This window comes from Parapedobacter flavus (assembly GCF_035818675.1).
Classification (GTDB): domain Bacteria; phylum Bacteroidota; class Bacteroidia; order Sphingobacteriales; family Sphingobacteriaceae; genus Parapedobacter; species Parapedobacter flavus.
In genome coordinates this window covers 17,997-31,523 of the sequence record NZ_JAYKZZ010000004.1, presented here as the reverse complement: position 1 = coordinate 31,523, position 13,527 = coordinate 17,997, and the positions used below count along the sequence as shown (strand labels likewise).

The 13,527-nt window shown below is 52.3% G+C and carries 10 protein-coding genes and 1 other RNA gene; 6 read left to right on the top strand and 5 right to left on the bottom strand.

Features of this window, described 5'->3' with window-relative positions; translation table 11 throughout:
- Positions 1-1,413: a sigma-54-dependent transcriptional regulator gene (locus U9S71_RS03635; RefSeq protein ID WP_326325334.1), complete on the bottom strand. Its 1,413-nt coding sequence runs from the start codon at positions 1,411-1,413 to the stop codon at positions 1-3.
- Positions 1,414-1,536: 123 nt separating this feature from the next.
- An RNA gene (gene rnpB, locus U9S71_RS03630) (RNase P RNA component class A) lies at positions 1,537-1,947 on the bottom strand.
- A gap of 78 nt (positions 1,948-2,025) precedes the next feature.
- On the opposite strand from rnpB, the gene ubiE reads away from it, so the two are divergent.
- From ubiE to U9S71_RS03610, 4 genes are all read left to right on the top strand, one after another.
- Positions 2,026-2,763 carry a bifunctional demethylmenaquinone methyltransferase/2-methoxy-6-polyprenyl-1,4-benzoquinol methylase UbiE gene (gene ubiE / locus U9S71_RS03625; RefSeq protein ID WP_326325333.1) on the top strand — a complete coding sequence of 246 codons (738 nt, stop codon included), beginning with the start codon at positions 2,026-2,028 and terminating at the stop codon, positions 2,761-2,763.
- A complete protein-coding gene (porT, locus tag U9S71_RS03620) occupies positions 2,760-3,440 on the top strand; it encodes a type IX secretion/gliding motility protein PorT/SprT (RefSeq protein WP_326325332.1) in 681 nt (226 codons plus the stop codon). The genes ubiE and porT overlap by 4 nt, the downstream gene beginning before the upstream one ends.
- Positions 3,441-3,544: 104 nt before the next feature.
- Positions 3,545-4,306 carry an SDR family oxidoreductase gene (locus U9S71_RS03615; protein WP_326325330.1) on the top strand — a complete coding sequence of 254 codons (762 nt, stop codon included), beginning with the start codon at positions 3,545-3,547 and terminating at the stop codon, positions 4,304-4,306.
- Between the two features lie 77 nt (positions 4,307-4,383).
- On the top strand, positions 4,384-6,183 hold the full coding sequence (locus U9S71_RS03610; RefSeq protein WP_326325328.1) for a M61 family metallopeptidase: 1,800 nt from the start codon (positions 4,384-4,386) through the stop codon (positions 6,181-6,183).
- Between the two features lie 73 nt (positions 6,184-6,256).
- Here U9S71_RS03610 and U9S71_RS03605 read toward each other — a convergent pair whose 3' ends face one another.
- Positions 6,257-6,751 (bottom strand): hypothetical protein, encoded by a 495-nt coding sequence (locus tag U9S71_RS03605; protein ID WP_326325327.1) that lies wholly within the window; start codon positions 6,749-6,751, stop codon positions 6,257-6,259.
- Between the two features lie 157 nt (positions 6,752-6,908).
- On the opposite strand from U9S71_RS03605, the gene U9S71_RS03600 reads away from it, so the two are divergent.
- Positions 6,909-8,672, top strand: coding sequence for an AMP-dependent synthetase/ligase (locus U9S71_RS03600; protein ID WP_326325325.1), 1,764 nt, complete (start codon positions 6,909-6,911; stop codon positions 8,670-8,672).
- 43 nt (positions 8,673-8,715) lie between these two features.
- Positions 8,716-9,690 (top strand): YihY/virulence factor BrkB family protein, encoded by a 975-nt coding sequence (locus tag U9S71_RS03595; RefSeq protein WP_326325323.1) that lies wholly within the window; start codon positions 8,716-8,718, stop codon positions 9,688-9,690.
- Here the strand turns inward: U9S71_RS03595 and dinB are convergent.
- Both dinB and U9S71_RS03585 read right to left on the bottom strand, forming a co-directional pair.
- Entirely contained in the window at positions 9,672-10,736 is a 1,065-nt protein-coding gene (dinB, locus tag U9S71_RS03590; RefSeq protein ID WP_326325321.1) for a DNA polymerase IV, read from the bottom strand. The genes U9S71_RS03595 and dinB overlap by 19 nt on opposite strands.
- 16 nt (positions 10,737-10,752) lie before the next feature.
- Complete coding sequence (locus U9S71_RS03585; RefSeq protein ID WP_326325320.1) at positions 10,753-13,485, bottom strand: carboxypeptidase regulatory-like domain-containing protein; 2,733 nt, start codon at positions 13,483-13,485, stop codon at positions 10,753-10,755.
- Positions 13,486-13,527 lie beyond the last annotated feature (42 nt).

Sequence of the window (13,527 nt, the reverse complement as noted above, 5' to 3'; positions counted from 1 at the left end):
TTACGGTTCCCGTTTCAATCCGAATTTTTCGATTTTGCTATACAGGTGGCTGCGCTGGATATCGATTTCATCTGCGGTCTTAGACACATTCCACCCGTTCTTTTCCAGCTTATATTTGATAAATTCCATTTCCGTATGGTCCTTGAAATCCTGGAACGACGGGAAATCATCGTAATTGGCAGCGGCACCTCCTGCGGCAGGCCGTTCCCGATTGACACTGACAGGTTCCGTATGCTCAACCACCGTTGTTATCGCACTTGGGTTGGCAAATGCCCGCACATCTTTATCGGTAATCGCTTTGTCGCTCAAGATAATCAACCGTTCCACCATATTGCGCAACTCGCGGATGTTACCGGTCCACGGTAACCCTTTCAGCGCTTCCATCGCGTCGTCGGTGATTTTCTTTACGGGCATATTATATTCCCCACAGACCTCATCGCAAAACTGCTTGGCTAGCACCGGGATATCTGCTTTCCGTTCCACCAATGGTGGCACATGGATAATGATGACACTCAGGCGGTGGTAGAGGTCCATCCGGAAATTACCGGCATCGATTTCCCTGAGCAAATCCTTGTTGGTAGCCGCAATGACGCGTACATTCACACTGATTTCCTTTTCTCCGCCCACGCGCGTCACCTTATTCTCTTGCAAAGCCCGCAGCACCTTAGCTTGGGCCGAGAGGCTCATATCGCCGATTTCATCAAGAAACAGCGTACCGTTATCGGCTTGTTCGAATTTCCCGATGCGTTGCTTTATCGCCGAAGTAAACGAACCCTTTTCATGCCCAAAAAGCTCACTCTCGATCAGCTCGGAAGGTATGGCCGCGCAATTCACCTCAACCAAAGGCGCATCGGCCCGTGCCGACTTCTCGTGGAGCCATCGGGCCACCAGTTCTTTACCGCTTCCGTTTGCCCCGGTTACCAGCACGCGCGCATCGGTGGGTGCCACCCGTTCGATGGTTTCCTTAATACGCCCGATCGCGTCGGAGTCGCCCAATATGTCGCGTGTTCTGCTGACTTTACGTTTCAGCACCTTGGTTTCGGTCACCAAGGTACCGCGTTCGAGCGCATTCCGTACGGTAATCAGCAACCGGTTCAGGTCGGGCGGTTTGGAGATGAAATCGTAAGCGCCTTTTTTACTGGCTTCGACGGCAGTCTCGATAGTGCCGTGCCCCGATATCATGATGAATGGCAAATCCGGCTTAATGGCCAGGGCTTCAGTAAGCACCTCCATACCGTCCATTTTACTCATTTTGATATCACAGAGCACCAGGTCAATGTCTTCTTTCTTGATGATGGCCAATCCATCGATACCATTATCGGTATCCACGACCTTATAATCTTCGTATTCGAGAATTTCACGCAACGTGCTTCGGATGGCCCGTTCGTCGTCGATAATTAATATTTTGGTCATTTATTCCGTTGTGCGTTTGTGTGTTTGTGAGTTGTGAACTTGTGAGTTTGTGAGCTTGTGAGAGTTGTCTCATGTCTCAAATCTAGTGTCTGATGTCTACTATCTAATGTCTCAATTTGTCTAAAAAAGGCAAACCCTATAAGCCGGATTCTGTATCCCGATTCATCGGGCTTCTATCATTTATCTGGGCCTGCCATCACTGACAGGCTCGAGCAGTCTACCCGTTGCGGTTCCCGTCTTGCTTTGGGCGAGACGGAATGGAGACGAGCAGCCCCCTGGTTTCCGCAACCTATTTGACCTTTCAACCCCCGGGGTTTACCGCGATGCATGTCGCCATGCAAAGCCGTGGGCTCTTACCCCACGTTTTCACCCTTATCGCGCCGTTGGCGTGACGGTATATTTTCTGTGGCACTTTCCGTATCGCGCCCCACCGAGGCGAGGCGCAACCCTTCCCGTTAGGAAGCGGGGTGCCCTGCGTTGTCCGGACTTTCCTCCCTTCCGCCGTGGCGAAAGAGCGATAGAACAGGTTTGCCTCACGCAAAGGTACATAATAAGTTATTAAGTTTGAAGCGCATGGCCCACGTACGCGGTAAAACTGTATCTTTGCCTATCATGACGACATCGCAAACAGTAAAGCCTTATAAAGATACCGGCGCCGACAAAAAAAAGCAGGTTGCCAATATGTTCAACAACATTTCGGGCACGTACGACTTCCTCAACCATTTCATGTCGTTGGGTATCGACATCATCTGGCGGAAGAAAGCCATCAAGGCCCTGAAAGCGAGTAAGCCCCAGCGATTGCTCGATGTGGCTACCGGTACGGGCGATTTTGCGTTGGAAGCCATCAAGATCCTGCAGCCCCGGAAAGTCATCGGTGTCGACATTTCATCGGGCATGTTGGATATTGCCCGCGAAAAAATCGCCAAAAAGGGTCTTGAGGACCAGTTTGAAGTTGCACTGGCCGATTCGGAGCGCCTGCCATTCTCGGATGGCACATTCGACGCGGTAACCGTGGCCTTTGGCGTCCGCAATTTCGAAAACCTCGAGAAGGGCCTCGCTCATATCCACCGGGTACTCAAGCCTGGCGGCAAGGCCGTTGTGCTCGAGTTCTCGAAACCCAAAAGTTTCCCCATCAAGCAGCTGTATCATTTTTACTTCAACCGTGTCACGCCCCTAATCGGCAAAACGTTTTCTAAAGACTACCGGGCATATAGCTACCTACCCGAATCCGTTGCGCAGTTTCCTGATGGAAAGCAGTTCACGGATATCCTTCGGCGTGTAGGGTTCCACAAGGCGTTATCGCGGCCCCAGACATTCGGTATTTGCACGATTTACATCGCGACGAAATGAAATGTTGGGGCCGGTACGTGATATGCTGTATGGCCACCTTGCTGTTGGCTTCGGCTGCCGTGCACAGCCAACAACGGTACCAGCGGTGGGGCGGCGGCGTAGACGATGAGTACCTGCATTTCGGCTTTAGTTTCCATTATATCAATGCGGATTATAAAATTGATTTGAAGGACTCCTGGCAAGGAGGTAGTGTAACCTCGCCTTTCTCGCACAATGTGGGCCTGGGGTTGCTGGCCGATGCGAGACTCTCCGAGAACGTTAATCTCCGGCTCCAACCGAATCTACGGTTCATGAACATTGATGTGAAAATCGACGACGCGGCGCACAAGGTACAACGTTCCGACATCGGTATACCGCTGCTATTGAAATTCAAATCCGACCGGAAAACGAATATGAGGGGCTACCTCATCGGTGGTGGTGAATTGTCATTCAACGTTTCCTCCGCCAAGCGATATGATCGCAATGTTGACATCATGACCAATCGCGCTTACTTGGCCTACACCGCCGGTATTGGCTTCGATATCTATTTCGACTATTTCAAGATGTCGCCGGAGATCCGGTGGGTCCAAAGCGTTGGGAATATGTTGCATGACAGCCCGAACAACACGTTCAATAACGACTCGCCGCTGGAGCGGCTTTACATGCGAAGCTTTCAGGTGAGTTTGTATTTTGAGTGAGGTTGTGAGCATGTGAGGTTGTGAGCATGTGAGGTTGTGAGGAATCTCTTGTCTCATGTCTAGTGTCTAATGTCTAGTGTCTAGTGTCTAATATCTAACGTCTCATGGCAAAAAAAACAGCATTCATTACAGGAGCAAGTGCGGGCATCGGCGAGGCTTGCGCACGGGTATTCGCCCGCGAGGGATACGATTTATTATTGGCGGCACGCCGCATTGATCGGGTGGAGACATTGTCGGCCAAGCTTACCGCAGCATTTGGCATAAAGGTGCATTCGCTGGCGCTCGATGTGCGCGATGTGGATGAGGTGTTTACGTCGTTCAACAATCTTCCCGAGCATTGGCGCCAGGTGGATGTTCTGGTAAACAACGCCGGCCTGAGCCAGGGTCTCGACCCCATACACCAGGGCGACATCGGCGATTGGGACCGCATGATAGACACCAACATCAAGGGCTTACTGTACATCACCCGTGCGGTAGCTCCCGGTATGGTGGCACGGAAACAGGGGCACATCATCAATATCGGCTCCATTGCTGGCAAGGAAGTGTACCCCAATGGCAACGTGTATTGCGCCACGAAACACGCCGTCGATGCCCTTACCAAAGGCATGCGGATCGACCTGCTCGATAAACACATCAAGGTCACCGCCATCCACCCCGGCATGGTGGAAACCGAGTTTTCGGAGGTTCGCTTCAAGGGCGATACGGAACGTGCAGCCGCCGTGTACGACCGCATCGAACCGCTACTGTCCGAAGATATCGCCGAGGCCGTATGGTTCGCTGCTTCCCGCCCGAAACACGTCAATGTCAACGACATGTTGATCATGCCCACCATGCAGGCTAATGCCACCACGACGATACGGGAATAGCGATTTTCAATTAACCTGCTTATTTCTTTGATGCTTGGTCGGATACTTGTATTTTCGCATTTCCTAATTGCACCATCATGAGAAGAATCCGTATTAATTTGCTCGCCCTTATGACCACTGTGACCACATCTGCCTTCGCGGCACCGGCCATCCATTTCGAGGTGTCGTTCAGGGAACCTCAGGCCCACTATGCCGAGATAAAAATGGAAATCTCAGACCTCCGCAAAGACCATATCGATGTGAAGATGCCCGTATGGACGCCGGGATCTTACCTCGTGCGCGAATATGCAAGGCATGTGGAGGGTGTGGAAGCATGCGATGCCAATGGCGATCTCCTCGGCGTGGAAAAAATCGACAAAAACACCTGGCGTATCCAATCGGATAAGGCAAACAAAGTCGTTTTCAGCTACCGTATTTACGGGTTTGAAGTATCGGTACGTACCAACTTTATTGACGATAGCCACGCCTTCCTCTCCCCGGCCGCTACTTTTATGTATGTCGATGGAATGATCGACCACCCCGTAGACGTAACCGTTATCCCGCACGCTAACTGGGCGACCATATCGACGGGTTTGGAAGCCATTGCGGGCAAACCGAACACGTTCCACGCGGCCGATTTCGACATCCTGTTTGACTCACCGATTGAAGTGGGCAACCAAGATGTATTTACGTTCGAGGCCGCGGGTGTGCATCACGAAATCGCCATGGTAGGTGGCGGTAATTACGATAAGGAGCAACTGAAGACGGACTGCGCCACCATTGTGGAAGAAGCAACCGCCATATTCGGTGTAAACCCCAACAAACGGTACGTATTCATTGTGCACAATTACCAGTCGGGCGGCGGCGGTTTGGAACACCTAAACTCAACCGTGCTGGGCGCGAGCAGGAACGGTTACCAGAGCGAGCGCTCTTATGTCGGCTTTCTGGGCCTTGTTGCACACGAATACTTCCACCTGTGGAATGTGAAGCGGCTACGCCCCCGCGAGCTGGGACCATTTGATTACGACAAGGAAAATTACACCTCGGCCTTATGGATCATGGAAGGTTTTACGGCTTATTACGACAACCTGTTGCTACGGCGGAGTGGTTTCCTGGATGAAACCAACTACCTGCAAGCACTTGCCAACGATGTAAATGCCGTAGAGAACCGCCCGGGAAACGACGTACAGCCCGTGGCGCTGGCCAGCTTCGATGCATGGATCAAATATTACCGGCCTGATGAAAACTCGGCTAACACAAGCGTATCTTACTACAACAAAGGCGCACTGATGGCCATGTTGCTCGACCTCAAGATCCTGGCCACCACCCAGGGCGAAAAGCGACTGGACGACGTATTGAGAACGGCCTATGAGCAATTCTATGTCAAGGAGCAACGTGGTTTCGAGGTGCCCGAACTCCAAGCGCTGATCGAGCAGATTGCAGGCACCTCCGTAGCAGATATCTTCGATGCGGCCCACGCCGTGGGTCCATTGGATTATAACCGCTACTTAAGCGCAGTGGGCTACGAGCTGGTCGACTACAACAAGGGACTTTCGGTACCGGACCTCGGTTTCAGCACATCGGCAAACGACGGCCGCATCGTGGTTACCGGTGTAACCCGCGGTACCGGCGCCTGGGTTGGCGGCGTCAATGTGCGGGATGAAATCCTGGCCATCAATGGCGAACGGTTGGATGCCAACGGCCGCGAACTGAACCGGCTGATGCAAATGGTCGCGGTAGGCGATCAACTCGATGTGCTCATCGCCCGGGACGGGAAGATCAGGGAGCTGACCATCACCTTGACGGAAAGCACCAAAGGGTCGTTCCGCATCGTACCGATGCCCAACGCCTCGCCTGAACAAAAAGAATTGGGGCAAATCTGGCTTTCGTTGAACTAATGGTCAATGGTTAATGGTCAATGATTAATTGTTGCCGTTCGGCTAAAAGGCATTGACCATTAACCATTGACCATTAAAACACAAACCGTATCGACAAACCGATACCATCGAACCGCAGGCCCGACTCGGGGGTAAGCTCCATGGTCGGCTTCCAGTCGAGCGAGAGGTTGATAGGCGCTTCGGGGATTTTGTAATCGGCCCCTAATACCCCATCGAAACTCCATGCCAACCCACTTGAATCCGTATCTTTATACCGGTAATGTCCCAACCCACCACCAAAGCCATAGTACCAACGCAAGCCTTCCACATCGACGAAATTGATCGGCTGGTGGATTTCGTAAAGACCCAGCAATTTAAAAATGGTAAAGTTCCTATTGCCCTGGAAATTCATAATGCCATCAATGGCATGGCTGTCGTTGAGGAAATGCTTGTACGTGATCCCATTCGCAACGCCGAAGCGTCCCCCTATCGCCCGCGTGTAGCTATCTGATTCTTGGGCGAGCGCCCCGTGACTACCAATCCCTAAAAAAATAACCGCGATGAATAAGGCCAACCGTTTTGTTTTCATGCCGCTATCTGCGCAAAACAGATGCCAATATAGGGGCAGATGATGCCGAGATCTGCTATTTTTTTGAAAACTATGATTTCGTCGAAATTCTTATTAACTTTAGATGCGCCGACATGGTTTTTCCGGCGAGATTAGACACCAGTTTAGCTAAATGGTTATGGAAACACCCACCCGTATCTTCGACATATTAACGTATTATAAAAACCACTATGCCAAGCCGCTCATGGTAGCTGGAAAGTCGGGTGGCGAATGGACGAATTATTCGACCGAAGTGTTTTTGTCGACCGTAGACGATCTCAGTAAAGGATTAGTGGCCAAGGGCATCGGCAAGGGCGATAAAATCGCGCTGATGTCGCACAACCGTCCGGAATGGAACTTCTGCGACTTCGCTATCAACCAATTGGGGGCCGCCGTGGTGCCGTTATATCCAACCCTTTCCAAGCAAGACCTTTCGTTCATCATCAGTGATGCCGAGGTAAAGATTATTTTCCTCAGCGATACGGAGCTTCACGAAAAGATTGCCGAGGCATTGGCCGAAAACAACCTCGACATCCCGATCTATACATTCGACCCGGTAGCGGGTAAACCCTCATGGCAAACCTTGGTGGATGAAGGCCGACAGCACAACACCGATTTGACACCCTACCGCGAGGCCGTTGGTGAAGACGATCTCCTTACCCTCATTTATACGTCGGGCACCACGGGCAAGCCGAAAGGCGTGTGCCTTTCCCATAAAAACGTATTGACCAACGTATACGACTGTTTCGACCTGCTGCCCGACACCTTCAAAAAGGCACTCAGCTTCTTGCCGCTATGCCACATCTTCGAGCGCATGGTGGTGTACCTATACTTTGCCAAGGGTGTGGAAGTGCATTATGCCGAGAGCTTGGATACCATTGTGGCAGACATCAACGATGTGAAACCCCACGGGTTTACCACCGTACCGCGGGTGTTGGAAAAGGTCTATGACAAAATCGTCTCGAAGGGCAAGACGCTCAAAGGGCTTAAAAAACACCTCTTTTTCTGGGCGCTCAACTTGGGCCTCACCAATAAGGAGCCTGGCAAAAACAGCGGCTGGTTCGATTTCCAATTGGGCATTGCCCGCAAATTGGTGTTCAAGAAATGGCAGGAGGCCCTCGGCGGCAATATCCAGTTGATTGTTTCGGGCGGTGCCGCCCTCCAACCCCGCCTCGCACGGGTATTCTGGGCGGCGGGCATGCCGGTGATGGAGGGGTATGGACTTACCGAAACCTCGCCCGTCATCGCCGTGAACACCTTGGAAGCTGACGGCGTAAAATTTGGCACTGTGGGCAAAGTGTTGGAACATGTAGACGTGAAGATTGCCGGCGACGGCGAGATCTTGTGTAAGGGCCCCAGCATATTCAGCAGCTACTATAAGAACGAAGCGGCCACGGCCGAGGTCATCGACGCTGACGGATACCTGCATACGGGCGACATCGGGGAGCTGGATGACGAAGGGTTCCTGCGGGTAACGGATCGCAAAAAGGAAATGTTCAAGACCGCCGGCGGCAAATACGTGGCCCCGCAGGTGCTGGAAAACAAATTCATGGAATCGACCATGATTGCTCAGGTGATGGTTATCGGTGAAAACCGGCGATTCCCCGCAGCCCTTATCGTTCCTGCTTTCGACGTGTTGGAACAGTGGTGCACCATCAAGGGCATCCCTTTCGGCACAAAAGACGAAGCCGTGAAGAACACCGCTGTGATCGAAAAATACCAGCGCGAGGTCGACCGGCTGAACCAAGGTTTCGGTCAGTGGGAAAAGGTGAAGAAATTCATCCTGCTTGCCAACCCGTGGACCATCGATGCCGGCGAGCTGACGCCGAAGCTTAGCTTGAAGCGCAAAGCGATACTGCAGCGGCACGAAGAAGCCATTAACGGCATCTACGAAGAAAACTAATTCGCGGTTCAATGGTTTCTTAACTGAACGTACAGCTGACGATATGAAACTTTTCCGTGCCCAATTCTACAAAGATAGTTTTCACCTGCTTAAAGATACCGCAGCGGGGTTTTCCGATGACAAAGGAATGAAGATGAGTGCCTCGCTTGCCTATTACACCATCTTTTCCATCGCCCCTCTGCTGCTTATCGTGATCTGGACCGTCGGCTTTTTTTACGGTGAATTATTAGCCGGTCCACAGGATGCGCAAGCCGAGGTTTTCGATGAGTTCGCCAATATCTTCGGTCCGGAAACCGCCACCCAGATCCAGCAAATCATTACGAACATCAGCGTTTCGGACAAATCAGGCATCGGTATCGCGGTGGGCATCGGCACGTTGGTTGTAGGGTCGACCACCATCTTCGTTGAGATACAAGATTCCCTGAACCGGATATGGGGCGTGCGCCCGAAGCCAAAAAAAGGCTGGCTGAAAATGCTGATCGACCGGGCCCTCTCCCTTTCCATGGTACTTGGGCTCGGCTTCCTGCTGATCGTATCGCTGATTGCCAATGGGCTGGTAATGGCCCTCAGCTCGCAGATTACCAGCTATTTCCCCGATATATCGGTCATCGTCGTCGAGTGGGTCAACGTTGGGCTCACACTCGTGGTGATTACGGCTCTTTTTGCTTTTATCTTCCATTTCCTTCCCGATGCACGGATGCGGTTCAGGGATGTGGTCGGCGGAGCCCTCTTTACCGCGGCCCTGTTTATGCTGGGCAGGTATCTTATTGCCCTTTACATGCAATTCAGTGCACCTGCTTCTATTTATGGCGCTGCCGGTGCCATTATCGTCCTCCTGTTGTGGGTTTATTATTCAGCGGCCATCCTGTATTTCGGGGCCGAATTCACGAAAGCCTACGCATTAAAATATGGCAAGGGTGTGTGGCCCTCGTCATACGCAGTCAAGGTAGTCACGACCGAAAAAGAAGTGGAAGATGAGCCGCTCCGAATCACAGACCGTCAAAACAACGACAGCTGAGCGGATGCCAGCTTCACCCGATCGAAATTACTTGCGGAGATACCGAGGAGCCGTATCGGCATGGAATTTTCGATGACGACTGCCCCCAGCAACTGGGAGGCTAATGTAAACACGTCGTCAAAGGCATCGGTATAGTAAGGCAAGGAGTGGCTCCGGGTAATTAGCCGGAAGTCGGCAAACCTGACTTTCAGCGTAAAGGTGCGCCCCTTCAGGTCGCGGCTTTGCAAACGGCCCGTGAGTTTTACGGCAATCTTATTCAGCTCGTCTTCCATGATATCCAACCGGTCGATGTCGGCAGAAAACGTATCTTCGACCGCCAGCGATTTCAGCTCGCGGTTGGGCTGCACCACGCGGTCGTCTATGCCGCGCACGATGCGGTAATAGAAGCGACCGCTCTTTCCAAACAGCCGTACCAGATCCGCCTCGGCCATTTGTTTAAGGTCCGCACCCGTGAACAGCTGCAACTGCCGCATCTTGGCGGCCGTAACCTTACCTATGCCGAAAAACTTCTCGACAGGAAGTTGTTCCATGAATCGCTCCACCCGCGATGGTCCAATGAATGTAAGGCCATCCGGCTTGTCCATATCAGAAGCTATTTTTGCGACAAACTTATTGACAGACACCCCTGCAGATGCGGTAAGCCGGAGCTCGCTGCGGATAGCCGCCTTGATGCGCTGGGCGATGTCGATGGCAAAGCCTACCCCCTGTTTATCGGTGGTTACGTCGAGGTAGGCTTCATCAAGCGACAGGGGTTCGATCAGATCGGTATAGCGCTTGAATATTTCACGTATTTGGGCAGAAACAGCCTTATATGCATCAAACCGTGGCGGCACGAACAAGGCATGGGGGCATAGCTTAATCGCCCTGCTGCATGGCATGGCGGAGTGTATGCCGTAGCTACGGGCTTCGTAACTCGCCGTGGCGACCACCCCGCGGCTCGTGGGCGGGCCACCCACCACCAGTGGCTTGCCCCGATACGCCGGAAAATCGCGTTGTTCTACCGAGGCATAAAACGCATCCATATCGATATGGATGATTTTCCGCATATCATCTATACTTGTATCAGTTAACGGTATATCGGTATACCGCGCGACCGATATTGCCGTTCACGTCGACACCTTCTACCACAATCCGATAGCTGCCCGTGCCGTCGGCATTATAATACGTCAGTTGAACCTTGCCGTCTTCGCTTGTCTTCACGTCGGGATTCCAGTAAACGGTTGTACGGATGTCATTAACCGCGCGTCGCTCGGGGGTATCGTACTTGGGCGTGTAGAACTTGCGTTCCTCCACGTATCCGAGGGGCGTCAGGTCAATGATGTTGCTTTTTGGCAGCAAACTTTCTATCTGGCTGAGCGACATGCGCGGTGCTTTTTCCACCTTTTTAGTGTAAATAGATACCACCCCGTTATTCTGGTACATGCGGCTCACGGTACCCAGCTCGTCGCGGAGGAAAATCTCAATACCCTCCACCTCCGTGGGCATGATTCCGCTTAATGCGGGCACGTCCATGGCCATGCCGTTCACGAAAAACTGCACGGGAATGCGGCCACCGGCGTTGTAATCGCGGGTGATGAAAAAGAGTTGGCTCTGCGCATCGTAGGTGATGCCGGTGAGGGCGGTCTGCAAGCACATGATCAGGTTATTACAACCCTTCAGCCGATCGGCGGTGATTTGGTGGTCGGCCATGCCCAAACCTGAAAGGGCCGAATAGTCTTTATGTGAAAAACTGGGCCGCGCAGACGCCGTTACTTCCACCTCTTCCAGCACGATAGAGGTACGGTATTCGTTGCGGCTGTTATCCAGATAGCCCGCAAACTGTTGGTCGATATTCAGCACATTGTTGGCCCGGTAAGCAGTGGTATCTATCCCCGGAAATTGCGTAGGATCAACGTTGATGACCATGTTGCGGTAATTATCATTTCCACGGGCGTTGATGGTTACCCGTGAGGAATCTGTAAACTGTAAATCCTTGAACACGAAGCGCCCGCGCTCGTCGGTATACATATCCGTTTTGAAGCTCCTATCGGGGATGGACAACAACAGTCCGCCATTGGCCACCGGCTTACCGTTATTGAGTCGCAAAATGCCCGATATCTCGATGCCCTGCTCGGGGAAAAAGTGCACGGTAGGGTAGTTTTCGGCCACCACATCGGCGTAGGAAAACCGACGGTATCCCTGTGTAAGCAACAAGGCATCCAAAGCATCCCGTTTTTCGGCATCCTGTTCGATAAAATAATAGTTGGGGGCTTCCACATAACCTTTAAGGTCGGACGTGAGCAGCAGGTTGCTCAAGATGGTTGTTTCACGGCTTCCTTCGGCGGGCACTTTGGTCTCATCGACCACCGACACCGAATAGCTCCCCACGGTGGGTGTGCCGTTGTTGTCCACGGCTAAGCCCAGGCTTACCAGCTCCTTAGCAGCATAGGCCGCTTTATCGGTATTCACGGCGATATCCAGCGGCTTGAGATTTTCCACAAACACCAGCCGTTCGCTGAGCGGCTTTCCCGCCGAGTTGAATAGGGTGAGTTGGGCAATACCGGTGGGGAAGCGATCCGTCGGCAAATTCACCGTTATCGTTTCGTTGCGTAAAACCGCCTGCGCTGCATAGCAGAGGATACCGTTAGCTTGGGCAATCAGGTAATAGGCGTTGCCATTATTTGCGCTATGGAAACGGCTATTGGCGACAATACCCAGCTGCAATTGGGAAGTATCCGATTTCAACACGGTGACGTTGATTCCCTGGTCGACGACCGCGGGCAAAGGATACTCGCGGCTTTCCCCATTTTCGAACGTCAGTTTTGCCGTATACTGGTTTCCCGCCTCGGGCGCCATCGTGAAATAACCCATCCCGAAGTGCGTACCGGTTATCGCGGCCACTTCGTTTCCGCTTTGATCAACGATATTTCCGGTGACCGACAGGCCACGCCCGTCGCTCCCCACCGCTTTGAAAGCTACTTTCTTGGCCAGGCCCGCAATGAAATCACCACCTTCCGGAAAAAACTGTACATCCGCATCCCACAGTGCACTGCGCAGCGGGAAACGGCCGAGCATGGGTTCTCCACTTCCCTCTGGCTCTACCGACACATGGAGGTTACCCGCGCGCAGCAGGTCCCGGTCCTTCCCGTTGATATTGATAATCACATTACCCACGGCATCGGTCTCCGCTTTCCCATCATCTATCGGTTCCCAACCGGCTACGGCCGCCCAGGTCAACTTCCGGTCGGCCAACGGCTTTCCTTCCCTATTCTTGAATTGGATCACTGCTTGGGTACGGGCATTTTTCCCTTTACTCATATCGTTGAATGAGATGGTATAATGCAGGTTGTTGTTGAGCACATCACCGATAGGGACAATCTTATTGAAGAAATACGCCGGGTCAAAATTGGCCATCCATTTGGTGTATGCCCTGAAGCGGTAATTCCCCTGGGTATACCATTCCTGATCGAGCACCAGATGCCCATCGCCCGCACGGTCGGTCAGTGGGATCCGCATGGTTTGCATCAGCGAATCCTTTCCGTTCAGCACATCTACATAGGCCACTTTGCTCAGCTCGTAATTGTACATATTGCTGGTAAGGTAGACCTTAAACCACAGGGTATCGCCAACGGCATAGTATGGCTTATCGAAATGCACATGTACCTTCTCGATGGGATAGGCTTCGAGCAATTTCTGCGTTTTCTCAACAAGGGTGTTCACGCTGATACTATCTTGTTGGGCCTGTAGCTGGATGGATTGGCAACAGACAAAAAAGGCACAGCATAGTAATTTCGCGATACGGTTCATTCCCATCATATTTCGAGTCAATAAGCCGCTAATATATCTTTTTTCGGGCGT